General features: G+C 70.8%; 14 protein-coding genes. 4 read left to right on the plus strand and 10 right to left on the minus strand.

The features are described from left to right. The first annotated feature begins 273 nt into the window (after window positions 1–273). From ACUTR7_RS21795 to ACUTR7_RS21805, 3 genes are all read left to right on the plus strand, one after another. A complete protein-coding gene (locus tag ACUTR7_RS21795; protein ID WP_445609809.1) occupies window positions 274–3,417 on the plus strand; it encodes a hypothetical protein in 3,144 nt (1,047 codons plus the stop codon). Between the two features lie 31 nt (window positions 3,418–3,448). Next, window positions 3,449–5,176 carry an SWIM zinc finger family protein gene (locus ACUTR7_RS21800; protein WP_445609810.1) on the plus strand — a complete coding sequence of 576 codons (1,728 nt, stop codon included), beginning with the start codon at window positions 3,449–3,451 and terminating at the stop codon, window positions 5,174–5,176. Between the two features lie 307 nt (window positions 5,177–5,483). Beyond that, the gene (locus ACUTR7_RS21805) at window positions 5,484–7,460 is read left to right on the plus strand and encodes a reverse transcriptase domain-containing protein (protein WP_445609811.1); all 1,977 of its coding nucleotides are present in this window, start codon (window positions 5,484–5,486) and stop codon (window positions 7,458–7,460) included. A 20-nt stretch (window positions 7,461–7,480) separates the two neighbouring features. On the opposite strand, the gene ACUTR7_RS21810 is transcribed toward ACUTR7_RS21805, so the two are convergent. Further along, window positions 7,481–8,314 (minus strand): helix-turn-helix domain-containing protein, encoded by an 834-nt coding sequence (locus ACUTR7_RS21810; protein WP_013800053.1) that lies wholly within the window; start codon window positions 8,312–8,314, stop codon window positions 7,481–7,483. 31 nt (window positions 8,315–8,345) lie between these two features. Then, window positions 8,346–8,729: a hypothetical protein gene (locus tag ACUTR7_RS21815; protein WP_047473663.1), complete on the minus strand. Its 384-nt coding sequence runs from the start codon at window positions 8,727–8,729 to the stop codon at window positions 8,346–8,348. 223 nt (window positions 8,730–8,952) lie between these two features. Between ACUTR7_RS21815 and soxR the strand changes: the two genes are divergently transcribed. Continuing rightward, entirely contained in the window at window positions 8,953–9,456 is a 504-nt protein-coding gene (gene soxR / locus ACUTR7_RS21820; protein WP_012202096.1) for a redox-sensitive transcriptional activator SoxR, read from the plus strand. On the opposite strand, the gene hutG is transcribed toward soxR, so the two are convergent. The 8 genes from hutG to hutH are packed head-to-tail and all read right to left on the minus strand — an operon-like array spanning window position 9,457 to window position 19,516. Next, window positions 9,457–10,320, minus strand: coding sequence for an N-formylglutamate deformylase (gene hutG / locus ACUTR7_RS21825; protein ID WP_051941033.1), 864 nt, complete (start codon window positions 10,318–10,320; stop codon window positions 9,457–9,459). 14 nt (window positions 10,321–10,334) lie between these two features. Continuing rightward, on the minus strand, window positions 10,335–11,735 hold the full coding sequence (locus tag ACUTR7_RS21830; protein WP_445609812.1) for a formimidoylglutamate deiminase: 1,401 nt from the start codon (window positions 11,733–11,735) through the stop codon (window positions 10,335–10,337). Then, on the minus strand, window positions 11,732–12,877 hold the full coding sequence (locus ACUTR7_RS21835; RefSeq protein ID WP_445609813.1) for a histidinol-phosphate transaminase: 1,146 nt from the start codon (window positions 12,875–12,877) through the stop codon (window positions 11,732–11,734). Before ACUTR7_RS21835 ends, ACUTR7_RS21830 begins: the two co-directional genes overlap by 4 nt. After that, the gene (locus tag ACUTR7_RS21840) at window positions 12,874–14,262 is read right to left on the minus strand and encodes an FAD-binding oxidoreductase (protein ID WP_445609814.1); all 1,389 of its coding nucleotides are present in this window, start codon (window positions 14,260–14,262) and stop codon (window positions 12,874–12,876) included. The genes ACUTR7_RS21835 and ACUTR7_RS21840 overlap by 4 nt, the downstream gene beginning before the upstream one ends. 10 nt (window positions 14,263–14,272) lie before the next feature. Beyond that, complete coding sequence (hutI, locus tag ACUTR7_RS21845; protein WP_445609815.1) at window positions 14,273–15,559, minus strand: imidazolonepropionase; 1,287 nt, start codon at window positions 15,557–15,559, stop codon at window positions 14,273–14,275. Window positions 15,560–15,587: 28 nt separating this feature from the next. Beyond that, on the minus strand, window positions 15,588–16,148 hold the full coding sequence (locus ACUTR7_RS21850; protein WP_034399041.1) for a HutD/Ves family protein: 561 nt from the start codon (window positions 16,146–16,148) through the stop codon (window positions 15,588–15,590). A gap of 23 nt (window positions 16,149–16,171) precedes the next feature. Beyond that, window positions 16,172–17,905: a urocanate hydratase gene (gene hutU, locus ACUTR7_RS21855; protein WP_012202089.1), complete on the minus strand. Its 1,734-nt coding sequence runs from the start codon at window positions 17,903–17,905 to the stop codon at window positions 16,172–16,174. Between the two features lie 39 nt (window positions 17,906–17,944). Further along, window positions 17,945–19,516, minus strand: coding sequence for a histidine ammonia-lyase (hutH, locus tag ACUTR7_RS21860; RefSeq protein ID WP_445609816.1), 1,572 nt, complete (start codon window positions 19,514–19,516; stop codon window positions 17,945–17,947). Window positions 19,517–19,531: the final 15 nt, after the last annotated feature.

Consider the following 19,531-nt stretch of genomic DNA (forward strand, 5'->3'; position numbering starts at 1 on the left):
AAATTGAGGACGGTTTGCCGGGGACATCGCTGGCCGGATCGGACAAGCGCAGCGGCAATTGACCAGGAACGACCTGAGAAGACCTGGACAGGCGCGCACAGACGGACACACGCGCGTTGCCGCACCTGCAGGACGCCACCACTACACTGCAAGGCCATCTGACCCAGGGTGGCGGCCAGGCATTGCCAGGAACCGCCAGGTACCGCCAAAAAACGCCGACGAACGCCGACGAACGCCGACACCCTCCATGGAAAAGCACTGGATGCCTGCCGCATGAATCTGCTTGCTCACGCCACACTGTCCCGGCCACAGGGACGCAACGAACGCATCAGCACCGTGAGGGTGCTGGCCCTGGAGATGCCGGGCGGCGACACCACGGCCACCGCAGCGCGCCATGTCGTGACCTTGCAGGTCACGCAATTGAAGGCCGGCGTCGTCGCGCAGGTCGATGACAGCACGCTCACCCCCTTGCCCCAGGCGCTGGAGCCTGCACGCCAGCGCGCGCTGGCCTACCTGCGCCAGCGCCTGGGCGCGGGCGATGTGCTGCAGTCCCATGAGGGCTTTGCGGAGCTGGATGCTGAAGCAGGCCCGGCGTCCTCCCCCAGCCCGGCCCGGGAACAGGCCACGGTGCCGCCAGGCCTGCCGGAGTCGGCCCTGCAGGCCGGCGCCATTTCCGCCCTGTGCAAACGCCTGGACGGCAGCGCCTGGCGGCTGATGCCCTCGGGCCAGCAGGCCCGGCTGGTGTGGCGGCTGGCCGAGTATGCGGACCCCGCGCGCGGCGGCGCCGCCCAGCGCCTGCTGCATGCCCAGGTTCCACGCCTGGTGGCGCTGCTGGGCACCGGGGACGATCTGCTCGACTACTGCCTGGCCTACCTCATCGGGCGCCTGGGCGATGGCGGCGCGGCGGTGGCCCTGCAGGCGCTCTCGCAACGCGGCACCAGCGAGGCCACGCGCGATCTGGCGCACCAGGCCTGGCTGGCCCTGCTCGCGCCGCAGGAACGCCAGGCGGCGCTGCAGGAGTACCAGGCGCAGTGGGCCGGGATCCCCCCGCAGGAAAACGGCCCGAAAGAGGACGGACCGCAGGCCGAACAGGCCTTCTTCCAGGCACTTGGGCCACAGGCGCTGCTGGCGGCCGATGCGCTGGGCGCGCACGACGGCGCCGTCCACCAGCAGCTGCTGGCCTGGATGGAGCGCATCCCCTTCACGCGCGCCTGGTGGCCGGCCCTGCGGCGCATCCACAAGCGTGCCGAGTGGCGGCGCGACCACGCCCTGCTGGCCGTGCTGCATGCGCGCTTCGATGGCCCGCGCGACGAGGGTGCCGTCTTCAGCCGCGACACCTCGCTGTACCTGCGCCTGCGCGGCTGGCGCCAGCTGCGGCGCATGGCCTCGGCCGACCACAGCGAAAGCGCCGCCCATGCCGCAGCCCTGCTCCAGGCCATGGACCGCTGCTGCGCGGGCCAGCCTGCCTCGCGCTCCGGCCGCCTGCCCGAATCGCGCTGGCTGCTCGCCGCCCGGCTGCTGTTGCCACGCTGGCCGCAACTGCATGCCTCGGCCCGCGCCCACACCTGGTACACCGACGAGCCGCTGGACCTGCAGCAGCTGCCCGCGCAGCGCGTGGAAGGGCTTTCGGCCATGTGGGACGCCCACCCCGGGCAACTGCTGCAACTGGTGGGCCGTTCGCAGTCCACGCTGCTGCTGTGGTCGCTCACGCGCGCCCTGCAGGACCAGAAGGCCTTTCTGGACGGCCTCGATGCAGCGGCCACCGCGCCGCTGCTGCACAAAACCTATGCACCGGCGGCTGCGCTGGGCCTTCAGATCGCGCAGCAGCGCATGGTCTCGCTGACCGACGATGCGGCACGCCGGCCCTGGCTGCTGGCGCTTGCGCAATGCGGCGACGGGCCTGCCGCCAGCTACCTGGGCGCCTGGCTGTCGCGTGACCGCGCAGGCGCCGCGCGCGATGCCGAACTGGTGGCAGCCCTGCTGCTGTCACCGGCCGCCAGCTCGCGCACCCAGGGCCTGGCCCTGCTGTTTTATGCCGATGGTGCAGCCGTGGCCCTGGCCTTGCTGGCGGCGCTGCCCACGCTGGACACCGAAAGCCCCGCGCTGGCCGATATCCGCGATGCCGTGCAGGCGCTGTTCGATGGCAACGGCCCGCTGGCTGCGCAGGCCGCCAGCGTCCCGGCCCCGCCGCTGCACCACCTGCTGGCGCACTCGGTGACGGCGCTGGTGGAGATGGCCACCGCCTGGCTGCTGGCGCATCCGCAGGGCCTGCGGACCCTGCCCCCGGCGGCGTTGCGCGGGCTGCTGGAATCCGGGGAACCTGCGCGCATGGCCTGCGGCATCCGGCTCATGGGCAGCCTGGCCGATGACCTGCTGTGCGAGCAGGCCGCCATGCTGGCCGAATTCGCCGTATCACCGCATGCCGCCTTGCGCGCAGCGGCAGCGCCCCTGGTCGAGCGCCTGGCCGGCATCCCCCTCTACAACACGCGCTGCAACGCCCAGATCGCCGAACGCCTGCACGAAGTGCTGTTCCGCGCGGAAAAGGCCGAAGGCGTGCACGACGCGGCGCTGCGGCTGCTCACCGGCCCGCTGGCCGCCGTGGCCCCGGCCCGCGATGCCTCGGGCATCTGGCGCGCCCTGCAGGCGCAGGCCAAGGGCGCACAGCGCTACGGCGCCTGGGGCCTGAAGGCGCTGGACCTGCAGGCTTACACGCTGCGCCAATGGTCCACGCTGGCCCGGCATGCCGATGCCGACGTGCGCGCCTTGAGCCGCCAGAGCATCGATGCGCAGCTCACCCCCATGGACCGGACCCTGCCCGAGCAGGCCGAACAGCTGATGCCGCTGGCCGACGCCCTGTTTGCCGACACGCAGCAGTACGCACGCGAGATGTTCGGCCAGCGGCTGCCGGACGGCGCCCTGTCGCCGCAGCTGCTGCTCGGCTGGGTCGATCACGCCCAGCCCTGGGTGCAGGCCCTGGGCCGCCAGCGGCTCGCGCAGCACATGAGCGCGCCCGAGGCCAGCCTCTTCCTCACGCGCCTGGCCCAGCACCCCGCCACCAGCGTGCAGCTGTTCGTCACGCAATGGCTGCTCGCCCTGCCCGACGAGCCCGCACCGCAGCGCGCGGCGCGCCTGCAGGAGCTGCAGCCCTACTTCCTGGCCGTGCTCAGCCAGGTGCACCGCGCGCGCGCCAGCAAGACACGCGTGCTGCATTTCCTGCGCAGCCAGGTGCAGGCGCCCGAGACCGCCGCCGTGGTGGCGGCCATCTTTGCGCGGCAGGTGGTCAGCGCCAGCCATGCCGACCAGCCCGACTATGTGGCCGGGCTGCGCGACATCGTGCAGCGCCATCCCCAGCTGGCGCAAAGCTTCATGCAGCCCCTGGCAGCGGAGCGGCGCGGCCAGGCCCCGTCTTCAACCTGAGCGCCGCAACAAGGCACGGAGTCGATCGGACATGGAATTTCGCTATCAGTACTACGGCAGCACGCAGGTCAACGACACGGCGGCCGAGCAGGCCTTCTCCTTCGCGCCCGACCTGCTGCGCCCACCCACACGCTTCGACGGCCTGCTCCGGCGCGACGGCCCGGCCTACCTGCAGGTGCGCGAAGGGCTGTCCGCGCTGCACAGCGTGGTCGTCAGCGACCTGCGCACGCGCGGCCGCGACAAGACGGCCTACCGCGAATGGCTGCAGGAGCACGAAGCGCAAATGCTGGCCACCTTCATGGCCGACACCGGCGGCGCCCAGGCGCGCGCCAAGGAAATCAGCGCCGAACTCAAGAACCTGCGCGAGACCCGCAACCAGGTGCTCTCCCCCTTCTACAAGGCCCAGCGCAAGTACTTCGACTGGCTGTTCGTGGCCAACCGCGATGCCTGGTATGTGCTGGACCCCGTGATCACCGTGCACCCGGACCGGCTGCTGTTCGAGGCCTTCAGCCAGGACGAGTCCAGCTACTGCGCGGTCAGCATCCGGCACGAGGCCTTCGAGCATGCGGGCGAGCGCATCTGCGGCACCACCAACATCGATTACTCGGCCAGCCTCTACGAAGAATTCCAGAAGATCCGCAACTACCGGGACACACGGCTGACGCTGGACCCGGCCGGCTTTGCCGTGCAGGTGGGCGGCGACCCCGCGCTGCGCGAGGAAAAGATCGACCTGCCCGACAGCTGGCTGCGCGGCTTCGTGCAGGTCTCCAGCGCCATGGCCCTGCCCGCCACCGTGCTGGAGCTGCACCCCATGGACCTGTTCAACATCTGCGCCCGGCTGCGTGCCCGGCGCGAGCGCCATGGCCCGCGCGCGCTGCGCTTCGAGCTGGCGCCGGGACAGCCGCCCACCGTGGTGTTCGAGCCCTGGGAGGAGCGCCTGGCCACCCGGCGCTCGCACGTCGTCAGCGATGCCATGGGCACGGGCGGCGGCACCATCCGCCTGTGGGGGCGCCGCCGCCTGCTCACGCTGGAGCGGCTGATCTCCCAGGCCACGCGCGTGCGCGTGCACCTGCTGGGCAGCGGCATGCCCAGCTTCTGGGTGATCGAGCTGGGCCTGGTCACGGTCACGCTGGGCCTGTCGGGCTGGAGCGCCAACGACTGGGCCGCCAGCGCACGCTTTCACCTGATGGCGCCGCAGGCCGAGGTCACGCCTGCCGATGTCCAGGCCGTGGGCCGGCAACTGCAGTCGTGCTGGCAGGCCAGCGCGCAGGATCTGGCCCAGGCCACGGGCCTGTCCACGGCCCAGGTGCACACGGCCATGACACGCTGGATGCAGGCCGGGCGCGCGGTCTACGACCTGGACGCCGGGCGCTACGCCTGGCGCGAGCTGCTGCGCGAGCCGCTGACGGCGCAGCAATTGCAGCCCGCCAACCCAGAGCAAGACAAGGCGCTGGCCCTGGTGCGCGGCAAGGCCATTGCCCCGCCGCGCATCGACCGCAAGGACGGGTTCAGCCGCATCACCGGCCAGATCCCGCGCGCCGACGGCAAGCGCCTGTTCGACACCCAGCTCGAACTCGATGCCGACGAGCGCCTGACCGATGCGCGCTGCAGCTGCAACCACTACCAGCAGTACCGGCTGCGCCAGGGGCCCTGCGAGCACATGATTGCGCTGCGCCTGGTGGCGCAGCCCCAGCTCGATGCCGCCCGCCAGCCGACCGGCCCGCAGATGAAGGCCGCAGGACAAGGAGAAATCGCGTGAACCGCTTCAATTGCTCTACACTGCCACGCGGAGCGACGCGCAGGCTCTTGCAATCCGGGTGGTGTTTCGCCACCCTTGTGAACTGCCGTTTCATGCACCACGGGCGCCGTTTTCACTGTGCCACCCCAGCGACGGTATGCGTTTTCCTGAGTGGCTTGCCACAAGCGAAACACGCATACCGTCGCGGGGTGGCGTCGAGCGAACAGCTCCCGTCCCGTGAGCCCTGCGGGCTCTTCGACGAGAAGCGCGTCGCTCCATTTCTTTGCCCGCCGCACAGCGGCCGGGCCCGCCTTGCCGGGGTGGCCGCATGAGCCAGCCGCAACCCACACGCGCCGAGATCTACGAGCGCATCAAGGCCTCCAGCAAACAGGAAGTCATCCTCGACGAGATGCAGCGCCTGGGCTTCTGGCCCAAGGGCGAGGGACAGCCGCAGCTGGCCGCCGCCCACATCCAGCGCGAGGGCGAGCTGCAGCGCGAGCTGGCCGAGCTGCGCCAGCAGATCGCCGTGCGCCAGAACCCCGAGCGCGCATTGCGCCAGATGCGCAAGGAGCGCATGCAAAAGGCGCTGGCTCAGCGCGAGGAAACCAAACGCCGCCAGGCCCAGGAGCGCCACGACAAGGCGCTGGCCTGGCATGCGAAGCGGGCCACGCACGTGGGCTATCTGGGCCCCGGCGTCTCCGCTGCCCTGCAGGGGCCGCAGGCCGGTGAGGCACCGCCTGCTGCCGGGGAACGCCGGCAGGCCGACCCGCAAAGGCTGGCCCGGCATGGCCTGCCGGAACTTGCCGATGCGGCGCAGCTGGCCGATGCCATGGGCATCACCGTGGCCGAGCTGCGTTTCCTGGGCTTTCACCGCGAGGTGGCCCGCACCCACCACTACCACTCGTTCACCCTGCCCAAGAAGACCGGCGGCGAGCGGCTGATCTCCGCGCCCATGCCGCGCCTCAAGCGCGCGCAGTACTGGGTGCTCGACAACATCCTCGCCAAGGTGCCCGCGCACGATGCCGCGCACGGATTCCTGGCCGGCCGCTCCATCGTGAGCAATGCCGCGCCGCATGCGGGCCACGACGTGGTCATCAACCTGGATGTGAAGGACTTCTTTCCCAGCATTGCCTTCGGCCGCATCAAGGGCGTGTTCCGTCATCTGGGCTATGGCGAGGCCATGGCCACCCTCCTGGCCCTGCTGTGCAGCGAAAACCGCGCCCAGGCCTGGCAGGTGGATGGCGAAAAGCTCTTCGTCGGCGGCAAGGCGCGCGAGCGCGTGCTGCCCCAGGGCGCGCCCACCAGCCCCATGCTCACCAACCTGCTGTGCCGCCGCCTGGACCGCCGCCTGCTGGGCTTGGCCAGGCAGCTGGGCTTTGTGTACACGCGCTATGCGGACGACCTGACCTTCTCCGCCTCGGGCGAGGCCGCGCGCGACAACGTGGGCCGGCTGCTGGGCCGCGTGCGCTGGATACTGCGCGACGAAGGCTTCACGCCCCACCCCGACAAGGAGCGCGTGATGCGCAAGGGCCGCCGCCAGGAAGTCACCGGGCTGGTGGTGAACGCGGACAAGCCCGGCGTATCGCGCGAGACGCGCAGGCGCCTGCGCGCCGCCCTGCACCGCGCCACGCAGGCCAGCGCCGGCAAGCCGGCGCACTGGCAGGGGCAGGCAGCCCAGCCCTCGCAATTGCTGGGACTGGCGCAGTTCGTGTACCAGGTCGACCCCGTGCAGGGCGGCCCGCTGCTGGGCCAGGCCCGCCAGCTCACGCGCAGCCCCATCGACCGCGCCAACGATGCCCTGCTGCAGGCCAGCCGGCAGGACCGCGCGGCGGCGCGTGCGCAGCCGCCCGCAAGCGCACAGTTCCGGCGTCTGGCCGCCAGCGGGCAGGCGCCTGCGCTGGCCAGCGGCAAGACGTGGTGGCAGCCGGCCGAGCCGGCGGCACCCGTGATCGAGAAGACCGACCAGCAGCGGCGCGAACAGCGGCTGCAAGAGCGCGAGGCCGCACGCGCCCAGGCAGCTGCAGCCGCCCGGACGGCCGTGGACACGCCGCAGCAGCCGCCCGCACAGGCGCCGAGCCCCGATGCACAGGCCCCCGGCCCATCGCCGATGCCCGGCCTGCTGACCTACTGGGCGCAGATCGTGATCTGCTTCTTGCTGGGCACGGTGTTCCAGGCGCGCCTGATCACGCTGATCGGCATCGTGCTGGTCCTGCTCCTGCGCTACCGGCGCATACGGCGCTGGGATGTCTTTGCCGGTGCGATGGTGGTGGCCGTGCTGCTGGGCCTGGGGCTGCGGCTGTCGTGATGTTCGCGGGGCCGCAGGCCTCAGAGGCCTGCGCCGCCGCCCGCCAAGGGTGCGCTGCGCAGCGCCAGGAAGCGGCGCGGCGAGGTGCCCACCGCCTTGCGGAACATGGTCACGAAGGCGGGTGCGCTCTCGTAGCCCAGGGCATCTGCCACGGTCTGTATGCGCAGCCCCTCGGACAGCTTTTGCAGTGCGGTGAGCACATGCAGCTGGCGGCGCCACTGGTTGACCGTAAGCCCGGTCTCGGCCAGGAACAGCCGCGTCATGCTGCGCTCGCTCATGCCGATGCGCTGGGCCCAGTCGGCCAGCCGTGCCTGCAGCTGCGGCTGCTCGCAGAGGGCGTTGGTCATGCGGCGCAGGCGCCGGTCGTGCGGCAGGGGCAGGTGCAGTCCTTCGGGCTGCGCCGCCTGGATCTCGTCGAGCAGCACCTGCATGAGCCGGCCATCGCCGCTGTCGGGCTCGTAGTCCTGCGGCAGGCCCTGCACGCGGTCCAGCAGCGCACTGAGAAAGGGCGAGACGGCCAGCGCATGGCAGGGTCCGGGCACGGGGCGCACGGCCCCTGCCTCGACAAAGACCACGTAGCCGCTGGCCGCACCGCTGCAGCTGACGCGGTGCAGCGTGCCGCCCGGAATCCAGGCGGCGCTGCGCGGCGGCACCACGCAGACGCCCGCATCGGTCTCCAGCGTGATCAGCCCCGCATGGGTGACCATGAGCTGGCTCTTGCGGTGGGCATGGAAGTTCATCCCCCAGTCGCCGGGCCCCGACCGCATGGGCAGGACGATCACGGGACGGTCCACATGGTCGGGGTCCCACCTCTCGGGCAGGACTTTGAGCAGGGCGGAATCCACGGCATTCATGGTGTTTCTCTCAGTTCATGTCAATCGGTCATCAATCGGACCCGAGCAGCTCCCGTGCACGCTGCTGCGCCTCCTCGGGGGAGGCCACCAGCAGCATGGGATAGCCCCAGGCCTTGCCGAACATCTGTGCGAAGGCCTCGGCCTCGGCGCGCTTGTGCGCATCGGGCTCGGCGTGGACCAGGGCGCGCACCAGGCTTTTGAGCTCGGGGCGGCGGGCCTTCATCCACAGCACGACCTGCTTGCGCTCCTCAGGTGAGCGCTCCTCCTGGGCCATGTCGCCGTCGCTGAAGAAGACAAAGGCCTGGCCGCGGGCCAGCAGGGCCGAGAAGTCCTCCAGCAAGCGGTCCACGGGCACGGCCTTGTCGCGCTCGTAGCCCATGCGGACCAGGGGAAAGCTGCTGCTGTCGATGTACATGGAAACCTCCGGCCGATGCCATTCAATACAAATGAGACCCATTACTGTATGAATGAACGGCAGCTGCGTCATTGCAGCACTCAGCCAAAGAATTTCGCAGTCCGGCCAGGACGCTCGCATGGGCGGTACAGACCCGGTTGCCCTGTTCCTGCGCTTTCGCTCAGAATGGCCGCATTCTTCGAGTTCAAGTGAACTTGAAGTCAAGCCACAAAGGAAAGCCACCATGAAAACCGAGGATGATCCGCTGCTCAGCATCGGCGACGTGGCGCAGCGCAGCGGGGTCAAGGCCTCGGCGCTGCGCTTTTACGAGTCGCTGAACCTGATCGAGTCCGTGCGCAGCGCCAGCGGCCACCGGCGCTACCACCGCTCGTCGCTGCGGCGCATCGCCTTCGTGGTGTTCGCCCAGCGCATCGGCTTCACGCTGGAGGAGATCGCCGAGCAGCTGGCCAAGCTGCCCAGCCGCCATGTCCCCACGGGCGGGGACTGGCAGAAGATGTCGCGGGTCTGGAAGCAGCGGCTGGACGACCGCATAGGCGAGCTGCAGCGGCTCAGCGAGAGCCTGGACCAGTGCATTGGCTGCGGTTGCCTGTCGCTGCGCCACTGCGTGCTGCACAACCCCGGCGACCTGTGCGCACAGAACGGCCCGGGGCCGCGCCGCTGGCTGGGCGACCCGCCTCCCGTGGCCATGGGCGGGCCCTGCCCGGGCCACTGCCACGACGAAGGCTGATCAGGACACGCGCCGTGTCGTGACGAAGTCCAGCACCGCCTGCAGCATGCGCTGCAGCGTGGGCTGGATCTGTTCGGCGCGCTCGGGCAGGTAGTCGAAGGGCAGGGCTTCCTGCATGTAGCTGCACTGCGTCATCTCCAGCTGCACGGCGTGGATGCCGGCCTCGGGCTGGCCGTAGTGGCGCGTGATGTAGCCGCCCGTGAAGCGGCCGTTGAGTATGGCGGTGTGGCCCGGCGCGGTCTGCGCAATGGCCAGCAGATGCTCGGCCAGCTCCAGCGCGCAGCTCGTGCCCTTGCCGGTGCCCAGGTTCAGGTCGGGCAGCTTGCCTTCGAAGAAACGCGGCAGCACCGAGCGGATGGAGTGCGCGTCCCACAGCGCCACGGTGCCGTGCACGGCCTTGAGGCGGTCCAGCTCGGCGCGCAGCTGTGCGTGGTATGGGCCCCAGATGGCTTCGCGGCGCGCGGCGATCTCGGCGTCCGCGGGCACATCGGCCGGGTCGGCGTACAGCGGCGTGTCGTCGAAGGTGTCCACGGGGCACAGGCCGGTGACGCTCTGGCCCGGGTAGAGGCTGGCGCCATCGGGCGGACGGTTCAGGTCCACCACATAGCGCGAATGCGTGGCCACCAGGATGGAGGCGCCCATGGCCTTGGCGAACTCGTATAGGCGCGGCAGGTGCCAGTCGGTGTCGGGCACGTGGCGGGCTTCCTCGGTCAGGCGCGCGGCGATGTCGGGCGGCACATGGGTGCCCGCATGCGGCATGGAGATCAGCAGCGGCGCCGTGCCCTGGTGGAAGACGAAGGGAGGGGGAGCGGTATCGGTCATGGTGTGATTCTGGAACGTTTCTGGCGGATTTTGCGGGCCCATGGCATGCGGGTGCCTCAGGATTGCAGGGTGGCCGCGCGGGCCGCGACAAAGCCATGGGCTGCCGCCTCGTGCAGCGCATGCCGTCCAGCCTGCACGCGGCGCTCGCCCCCCACCCAGAGGCTGTGCAGGGCGCTGCTGCGGTGGCTGCCAAAGACATGGGCCGAGACCATGGCCTGCACCGGCAGGCCGGCCAGCGCCACATGGTCTGCGTCCAGCGCCAGGAAGTCGGCCTGCTGGCCCACGGCCAGCCCGGCCACGGGGCGGCCTGCGGCCTGGGCGCCGCCCTGCACGGCGGCGGTCCACAGCGCGGTGCCCACCTGCGGGTCGGGGCCTGCCAGCACGTTGCGCTGGCGCAGCGACAGGCGCTGGCTGTATTCGAGCATCAGCAGTTCCTCGGCCGCGTTGACGCAGGCATGGCTGTCCGAGCCCACGCCCCAGGCACCGCCGTGGCCCAGCCATTGCGGCATGTCGAAGATGCCGTCGCCCAGGTTGGCCTCGGTGGTGGGGCAGATGCCGGCCACGGCGCCGCTGCGCGCGGCGCCCGCGTATTCACCGGGCGTCATGTGGGTGGCGTGGACCAGGCACCAGCGCGCGTCCACGGGGGCATGCTCCAGCAGCCATTGCACGGGGCGCTGGCCGCTCCAGGCCAGGCAGTCGTCCACCTCCTGGGTCTGCTCGGCAATGTGGATGTGGACGGGCGCGCGCGCGTCCAGCGCCGTCAGGCCCTCCACCGCCACGCGCAGGCTGTCGGGCGGCACGGCGCGCAGCGAGTGCGGCGCCAGGCCCAGGGCCGCGCCTTGTGCGCGCGCCTCGGGCAGCAGGCGCTGCAGCAGGGCCAGCATGTTGTCGGTGCTGCGGATGAAGCGCGCCTGGTCGGCGCGCGGCGGCTTGCCGCCGAAGCCGCTGGTCTGGTAGAGCACGGGCAGCAGGGTGATGCCCATGCCGGCCTTGCGCGCGGCGCGCAGCAGGGCCAGGGACAACGTGGCGTCGTCGGCATAGGGCCGGCCATCCCGGTCGTGGTGCACGTAATGGAATTCGCAGACCGAGGTGTAGCCGGCCTCCAGCATCTCCACGTACAGCCAAGTGGCGATGGCCTCCAGCGACTCGGGCGTGATGCGCGCGGCAAAGCGGTACATGAGGTCGCGCCAGCTCCAGAAGCTGTCTTGGGCCTCGGCGCGGTATTCGGTCAGGCCCGCAAAGGCGCGCTGGAAGGCATGCGAGTGCAGGTTGGGCATGCCGGGCAGCACGGGGCCGGGCGCGCGCGGCGCACTGCCGGGTGGGGCGTCGGCCTGTACGGCCTGCAGGCGCCCTGCGCCATCCCAGCGCAGCAGCACATTGCGCGCCCAGCCCGTGGGCAGCAGCGCGTGCTCGGCGAACAGCGTGCGGCTGTCGGGTGTCGGGTCGATGCCGCTCATTGCACGGCCTCCAGGATGTCGGCCAGCGCGCGCACGAAGCGTTCGTTGTCGGCCTCCGTGCCCACGGAGACGCGAATGAAGTGCTCGAAGCCCGGCTCCTTCCAGGGCTTGGTGATGATGCCCCGGGCCAGCAGCGCCTCGTTCACGGGACCGTTGGGACGGCCGATGTCGATGAACAGGAAGTTGGCGGCCGAAGGCGCCATCCGAAGTGCGGGCAGGGCAGGCAGGGCGGCCAGCCGCTGCGCCAGCACATCGCGCAGGCGCACGGTCTCGGCCACGCCGCGCTGCATGAAGTCCTCATCGCCCCAGGCCGCCAGCGCCGCCGCCTGGGCGGCCTGGTTGACGTTGAAGGGCGTGCGCACGCGGTCCAGCAGTTGCACCAGGGCCGCGTCGCTGGCCAGGCCGTAGCCCACGCGCAGGCCTGCGAGGCCCCAGGCCTTGGAGAAGGTGCGCAGCACGATCCAGGGCATGGCGCGGCCGCGCAGCAGGGCCAGCACGTCGGGGTAGCCGTCGGCGTGCAGGGCGTACTCGTAGTAGGCCTCGTCCACCACCAGCAGGGTCTGCGGCGGCGTGGCGTCCAGCAGGCGCCCGAAATCTCCGGCGCTGAACATGCAGCCCACGGGATTGGAGGGATTGGCCAGCATGGCGATCTTGGGGCCGCGCGCCAGCGCCTGGCACCAGGCATCGACATCGAAGCCCAGTGCGGGCGTCAGCTCCAGCAGCTCGACGCGGGCGCCCATCATGCGCGGGTAGATCTCGTGCAGGCCGAAGGCCGGGCACTGGGTGAGCACGCGGTCGCCGGGCGAGAGAAACGCCTGGCACAGCATCTGCAGGATGTCCTCGGAGCCGTTGCCCACGGCAATGGCCTCGGCCGGCACGCCGGTGCGCGCCGCGATGGCCGCGCGCAGCGCCGTGCATTGCGCATCGGGATAGGTGCCCACATGCAGGGCCAGGTCGGCCAGGGCGCGGGCCACAGCAGGGCTGGCGCCAAAGGGGTTCTCGTTGCTCGCCAGCCGCGCGATCTCGGTGACGCCGTAGCGCGCCCGCACGGCCTCGGAGGACAGGCCTGCGTTGTACGGCGGCAGCGGCGGCACTTCGGGGCGTGCCAGGGTGTGGATCGCGTGGAGGGCGGGAGCGTTCATAGGTCGAATACCTTGCCGGGGTTGAACAGATGCAGGGGGTCCAGCGCCTGCTTGATGGCGCGCATCACGGCCAGTTCGGCCGGCGTGCGGCTGGCGCCGAGATAGGGCTTCTTGTGCAGGCCGATGCCGTGCTCGGCCGAGACGCTGCCGCCGAACTCCGCGACCAGGTGGTACAGCGCGGCCTCGACGCCTTCGCAGTCGCCGTTGGCGGTGGCACCGTCCACCGAGACATGCAGGTTGCCGTCGCCCACATGGCCGAAGAACAGCGAGTGGTGGCCGGGCCAGCGCGCGTCGAACGCGGCGCGGCAGGCATCGGCGAAGCGGCCGATGTCGGCCTGGGGCAGGCTGACGTCGAAGTTGACGGGCGGATGCATGTTCGTGTTGAGCTCGGCCGGCGCCTCGCGCAGCTTCCACAGCTGGCGCGCCTGGGCCACGGACTGGGCGATGACGGCATCGGCCACCTCGCCGGCCTCCATGGCCTCGCCCAGGGCCTCTTCCACGTCGGCGCGCAGCGTGGCCTCGTCCTTGCCGTCCACATCGATCAGGGCCAGCAGCGCATGCGCCTGGCCAAAGGGCGGCTGCAGCTTCTGCCAGCGGATGGAGGCCTGGATGAAGCTGTCCCACATCAGCTCGAACGCCGCCACGCCGTTGCCAAAGCGCGATTGCATGCGCGCGAGCACGGACAGCGCCGCATCGAAGTCCGGCACGGCCACCAGGGCCGTGGCGCGGGCCTGGGGCGCGGGACGCAGGCGCAGCAGCACGCGCGTGACGATGCCCAGCGTGCCCTCCGAGCCGATGAAGAACTGCTTGAGGTCGTAGCCCGTGTTGTTCTTGAGCATGGGGCGCAGCATGGGCAGCACCGTGCCGTCGGCCAGCACCACCTCCAGGCCCAGCACCTGCTCGCGCATCATGCCGTGCTGCAGCACGCCGTTGCCGCCCGCATTGGTGGCCACGTTGCCGCCGATCTGGCAACTGCCGCGCGCGCCCAGGTCCACGCCGAAGACCATGCCTGCGGCCACGGCCGCCTCCTGCACGGCCTGCAGCGTGGCGCCGGCCTGCACGGTCATCAGCGCGGTGCGCGCGTTCACGTCCTCGATGGCGTTCATTCGCTCCATGGAGACGGCCACGGCACCCGGCACGGGCACGGCCGCACCGGCCAGGCCCGTGAGCCCGCCCTGGGGCACGACAGGCACGCGGTGGGCCGTGCACAGGCGCATGAGCGCGCTGACCTCGTCGGTGCTGCGCGGGCGCACCAGGGCCAGCGGGCGCTGGGGCGGCGTGCCGCTCCAGTCGGTGTGGTAGCGCGCGGGCACATCGTCGCCGCGCTGCGCCACTTCGGCGCCCAGGGTGGAAATCAATTCATCGAGAAACAGTGCATGGGACATGAGCAGGCTTTCAGTGGCTCCCCTGCCCGCAGCGGGTCCGCACGATGCGGCCCTGGCGCACGATGGTGCAGTCCGGCCGGTTGCCGAACCAGTAGGCCAGCTCGGCCGCATGGCGCACGGGCCAGAGCACGAAGTGGGCAGGACGGCCGGCCGCGATCAGGCCATGCTCGTCCTGCAGGCCCAGGGCGCGCGCGGCATGGCGGGTGATGCCCGCCAGGGCCTCGGGCACGGTGAGCCGGAACAGGGTGCAGGCCATGTTGGCCATGAGCAAAAGGCTCAGGCAGGGGGAGGTGCCCGGATTGTGATCGGTAGAGACGGCCATGGGAACGCCCGCGGCGCGCAGGCCAGCGATGGGCGGCATGTGGGTGTCGCGCAGCGTGTAGTAGGCGCCGGGCAGCAGCACGGCCACGGAACCCGCGCCGCGCATGGCGGCAATGCCGGATTCGGACAGGTGCTCGATGTGGTCGCACGACAGCGCGCCATAGCGGGCCGCGAGGGCCGCCCCCTCCATGTTCGACAGCTGCTCGGCATGCAGCTTGACGGACAGGCCCAGGCGGCGTGCGGCCTGGAAGACCTGCTCGGTCTCGGCCAGCGAGAAGGCGATGCGCTCGCAGAACACATCGACCGCATCGACCAGGCCCTCGGCCGCCAGCGCGGGCAGCATGGTGCCGGCGACGAGGTCGATGTAGTCCTGGCTGCGCCCTGCGTACTCGGGCGGCAGCGCATGCGCGCCCAGGAAGGTGGTGCGCACGGTCACGCCCAGGGCCTGGCCCAGGCGCCGGGCCACGCGCAGCTGCTTGCGCTCGTGCTCCAGCGCCAGGCCGTAGCCCGACTTGATCTCGATGGCGCAGACGCCCTCGTCCAGCAGCTGCTGCAGGCGCGGCAGGGCCTGGGCGAACAGCTCGTCCTCGCTGGCCTCGCGCGTGGCACGCACGCTGGAGACGATGCCGCCGCCGGCGCGGGCCACTTCCTCGTAGCTGGCGCCGTCCAGGCGCATGGCGAATTCGTTGGCGCGCTCGCCGCCATAGACCAGGTGGGTGTGGCAATCGACCAGGCCCGGCGTGGCCAGCATGCCCTGGCCGTCATGGCGCGGCAGGGACGCATATGCGGGCGGCAGGGCCTGCTGCGGCCCCACCCAGGCCACGCGGCCCTGCTGCACCACGATGCAGGCATCCTCCCCGTCACCCACGGCCTGGCCGGCCTCGAACATGTCAGGCGCCAGGCGCAGGTTCTGCCAGCAGCCGTCGGCCGAAGAGGATGGAGCGAGTGCGGAAGCGGGTGCGTGGGACTCGGTCATGGGTGGATTCCTTGGATGTCGTGGGTCGTCAGCAGGCTTGCAGCAGCACCTGCACCAGCCGCGCGTCGTCGGTCTGCGGCGCCAGCTGCTGCGGGTCGGGCTGCGGCGCGCTCCACCACAGGCCCTGGCCGGGGATGAGCGCAGCGCCATCCGCCTGCCAGTTGCCCTGCAGCACCATGCACAGGCCGGCGTCGGCGCGGCCGGCGTCGGCAGCGCTGTCCAGCACCTGGACCTGCGCCCGCCACCGGCCGCGCCGCGCCATCACGTTGAAGTCGGTGGAAGTGCCGCCCAGCAGCGAGCAGCCCAGCGCCACATCGCCGGAGAAGGCAAACGGCTGCCAGCGCGCGTCCAGCACATGGTCGATGCCTTCGCCGCGCAGGTGCACGCCGTCGCCATCGAGCAGCATGATCTGCCGGTCCACGCCCGCAAAGGCCGAGAACGGGCCGGGCTGGTCAATGGTGGCCACGCTGATGCGCCAGCCGAAAGCCTCCATGCCCGCCCCGGGCGGCCAGCAGGCGATCTCGCGCGTGCTGCCGCCCCCGTTCTTCCAGGGGCTGGCGGCGATCTGGTTCAGGTCGAAACGCTGCATTGCCGTGGTGTCCTGCAAGCGGCTCACTTGACCATGGGCAGGTTCAGCTGATGGCGCTTGGCCGCAGCCACGGCAATGTCGTAGCCCGCATCCGCATGGCGCATCACGCCGGTGGCCGGATCGTTCCAGAGCACGCGGCCCAGGCGGGCGGCGGCCTCGTCCGTGCCATCGGCCACGATGACCACGCCCGCATGCTGGGAGTAGCCCATGCCCACGCCGCCGCCGTGGTGCAGGCTGACCCAGGTGGCGCCGCCTGCGGTGTTGAGCAGGGCGTTGAGCAGCGGCCAGTCGCTGACGGCGTCCGTGCCGTCCTTCATGGATTCGGTCTCGCGGTTGGGGCTGGCCACGGAGCCGCAGTCCAGGTGGTCGCGGCCGATCACGATGGGGGCCTTGAGTTCGCCGTTCTTCACCATCTCGTTGAAGGCCAGGGCCGCCTTGTGGCGCTCGCCCAGTCCCAGCCAGCAGATGCGCGCGGGCAGGCCCTGGAAGCTGATGCGCTCGCGCGCCATGTCCAGCCAGCGGTGGGTGTGCTTGTTGTCGGGGAACAGTTCCTTGATCTTGGCGTCGGTCTTGTAGATGTCCTCGGGGTCGCCGGACAGGGCCACCCAGCGGAACGGGCCCTTGCCTTCGCAAAACAGCGGGCGGATGTAGGCGGGCACGAAGCCGGGGAAGTCGAAGGCGTTCTTCACGCCCTGGTCCAGGGCCACCTGGCGGATGTTGTTGCCGTAGTCCACCGTGGGAATGCCCATGGCCTGGAAGTCCAGCATGGCCTGCACGTGCTGGGCGCAGCCCTGGGCGGCGGCGGCCTTGAGCTGGGCATGGCGCGACGGGTCGGCGGCGGCGGCACGCCACTCGTCCACGGTCCAGCCCACGGGCAGGTAGCCGTTGATCAGGTCATGGGCCGAGGTCTGGTCGGTCACGATGTCGGGGCGGGCGCCGCCGGCCTGGGCGCGGCGCACCAGCTCGGGCAGGATTTCGGCGGCATTGCCCAGCAGGCCGATGGAGATGGCCTCGCCCGCAGCCGTGTGCTGGGCGATGAGCTCCAGCGCGTGGTCGATGTCGCGCGCCTGCTTGTCCAGGTAGCGTGTGCGCAGGCGGAAGTCGATGCTGCTTTGCTGGCATTCGATGGCCAGCACGCAGGCACCGGCCAGCACGCCGGCCAGGGGCTGGGCGCCGCCCATGCCGCCCAGGCCCGCCGTGAGGATCCACTTGCCCGTGAGGTCGTTGTTGTAGTGCTGGCGGCCGGCCTCGACAAAGGTCTCGAACGTGCCCTGCACGATGCCCTGGGCGCCGATGTAGATCCAGCTGCCGGCCGTCATCTGGCCGTACATGAACAGGCCCTTCTGGTCCAGCTCGTTGAAGTGCTCCCAGTTGGCCCACTGGGGCACGAGGTTGGAGTTGGCCAGCAGCACGCGCGGTGCGTTCTCGTGCGTCTTGAACACGCCCACGGGCTTGCCCGACTGGATCAGCAGGGACTCGTCGGCCTCCAGCTTTTTCAGCGACTCCAGGATCTGGTCATAGCACTCCCAGTTGCGCGCCGCGCGGCCGATGCCGCCGTAGACCACCAGGGCCTTGGGGTTCTCGGCCACGTCGGGGTCCAGGTTGTTCTGCAGCATGCGGTAGGCGGCCTCGGCCAGCCAGTTCTTGCAGTGCAGTTCGCTGCCGCGCGGGGCGCGGATGACGCGGCTGGCGTCATAGCGGGGATTGGTGGCAGCCGTGGCAGCGTTGGCGTTGAGGATGGCGTCGTTGGCGTTCATGGCGATCTCCTGGATGCGGGGGGTGAGCGGTTGCGGGGTTCAGGCAGCCTGGTGGCTGGGCAGGTGGCGGACGATGGCCTGGGGCCAGTCCGTGGCAAGCGCCCACTGGCGCATGGTTTCGATGTCGGGTGCCAGGTAGCGGTCACGGTCCAGGTGCGGAACCTGGCTGCGGATCAGCGCGTACTGCGCCTCGATCAGCTCGGAGCTGTTCAGGCTGCGGTCGAAGTCCATGCCCTGGGCGGCGGCCATGGCTTCCACGCCCACGATGACGGCCGTGTTGCGCGCCATCTCGCCCAGGCGCCGTGCGCCGTAGGTGGCCATGGAGACATGGTCTTCCTGGTTGGCCGAGGTGGGCAGGCTGGTGACGCTGCTGGGGTGGGCCAGGCACTGGTTCTCGGCAGCCAGGGCGGCGGCCGTGACCTGGGCGATCATGAAGCCCGAGTTCACGCCGCTGTCGGCAATCAGGAAGGCCGGCAGGCCCGACAGGCCGGTGTCCAGCAGCAGGGCCATGCGGCGCTCGGAGATGGCGCCGATCTCGGCCAGGGCCAGGGCGATGATGTCGGCCGCGAAGGCCACGGGCTCGGCGTGGAAGTTGCCGCCCGAGATCACGTCGCCGTTGTCGAAGACCAGCGGGTTGTCCGAGGCGGCGTTGGCCTCGATCACCAGCACGCGGGCCGCATGGCTGAGGTTGTCCAGGCAGGCGCCCATGACCTGGGGCACGCAGCGGATGGAGTACGGGTCCTGCACGCGGCCGCAGTGGGGGTGGGAGGTGTCGATGGCGCTGCCGTCCAGCAGTTCGCGCACGGCGGCGGCCACGGCGATCTGGCCGAGCTGGCCGCGCGCCTCGTGGATGCGGGCGTCAAACGGCTTGACCGAGCCCTTGATGGCCTCCAGCGTCAGGCAACCCGCCACCAGGCCGGCCGCGAACACGCTCTCGCCCTGGAACAGGCCCACCAGGGCCAGGGCCGTGGATACCTGGGTGCCGTTGAGCAGGGCCAGCCCCTCCTTGGGGCCGAGCACGAAGGGCTCCAGGCCCACGTGGCGCATGGCCTCGGTGCCGGACACCACCTGTCCATCGATCTTGGCCTGCCCTTCGCCGATCAGCACGCAGGCCAGGTGCGACAGCGGCGCCAGGTCGCCCGAGGCACCCACCGAGCCCTTGGCAGGGATCACGGGCAGCACGTCGGCATTGGCCAGGGCCAGCAGCGCATCGACCAGCTCGGGGCGCACGCCCGAGTGGCCGCGCGCCAGGCTCACGGCCTTGGTGGCCAGCACCAGGCGCACCACGGCGTCAGGCAACGGATCGCCCGTGCCCACGCTGTGCGACAGCACCAGGTTGCGCTGCAGCTCTGCCAGGCGTTCATGGGCGATCTTGGTGGAGGCCAGCTTGCCGAAGCCGGTGTTGATGCCATAGACGACCTGGTCCTCATCCACGATGTGCTGCACATGGGCCTGGGCGGCGCGCATGCGCTCGTAGGCGGGCGCCGCCATAGACAGGCGCACGCCGCCCTGCTGGATGGCCCGCAGCTGGGCCAGGCTGACCTGGCCGGGCTGCAGCGTCAGCGCGGTGCCGGGACGAGAGGTGAGGCCGGGAGTCGTGATGGTGTTCATGGTGATGCCCTGTCG

The organism is Delftia sp. NA_296.1 (assembly GCF_052692095.1).

What these genes read in the sequence shown, in the direction of transcription:
- ACUTR7_RS21795 (WP_445609809.1), top strand. Translation starts at nt 274, where the DNA reads ATGAATCTGCTTGCTCACGCCACACTGTCCCGGCCACAGGGACGCAAC.
- ACUTR7_RS21800 (WP_445609810.1), top strand. Translation starts at nt 3,449, where the DNA reads ATGGAATTTCGCTATCAGTACTACGGCAGCACGCAGGTCAACGACACG.
- ACUTR7_RS21805 (WP_445609811.1), top strand. Translation starts at nt 5,484, where the DNA reads ATGAGCCAGCCGCAACCCACACGCGCCGAGATCTACGAGCGCATCAAG.
- ACUTR7_RS21810 (WP_013800053.1), bottom strand. Translation starts at nt 8,314, where the DNA reads ATGAATGCCGTGGATTCCGCCCTGCTCAAAGTCCTGCCCGAGAGGTGG.
- ACUTR7_RS21815 (WP_047473663.1), bottom strand. Translation starts at nt 8,729, where the DNA reads ATGTACATCGACAGCAGCAGCTTTCCCCTGGTCCGCATGGGCTACGAG.
- soxR (WP_012202096.1), top strand. Translation starts at nt 8,953, where the DNA reads ATGAAAACCGAGGATGATCCGCTGCTCAGCATCGGCGACGTGGCGCAG.
- hutG (WP_051941033.1), bottom strand. Translation starts at nt 10,320, where the DNA reads ATGGGCCCGCAAAATCCGCCAGAAACGTTCCAGAATCACACCATGACC.
- ACUTR7_RS21830 (WP_445609812.1), bottom strand. Translation starts at nt 11,735, where the DNA reads ATGAGCGGCATCGACCCGACACCCGACAGCCGCACGCTGTTCGCCGAG.
- ACUTR7_RS21835 (WP_445609813.1), bottom strand. Translation starts at nt 12,877, where the DNA reads ATGAACGCTCCCGCCCTCCACGCGATCCACACCCTGGCACGCCCCGAA.
- ACUTR7_RS21840 (WP_445609814.1), bottom strand. Translation starts at nt 14,262, where the DNA reads ATGTCCCATGCACTGTTTCTCGATGAATTGATTTCCACCCTGGGCGCC.
- hutI (WP_445609815.1), bottom strand. Translation starts at nt 15,559, where the DNA reads ATGACCGAGTCCCACGCACCCGCTTCCGCACTCGCTCCATCCTCTTCG.
- ACUTR7_RS21850 (WP_034399041.1), bottom strand. Translation starts at nt 16,148, where the DNA reads ATGCAGCGTTTCGACCTGAACCAGATCGCCGCCAGCCCCTGGAAGAAC.
- hutU (WP_012202089.1), bottom strand. Translation starts at nt 17,905, where the DNA reads ATGAACGCCAACGACGCCATCCTCAACGCCAACGCTGCCACGGCTGCC.
- hutH (WP_445609816.1), bottom strand. Translation starts at nt 19,516, where the DNA reads ATGAACACCATCACGACTCCCGGCCTCACCTCTCGTCCCGGCACCGCG.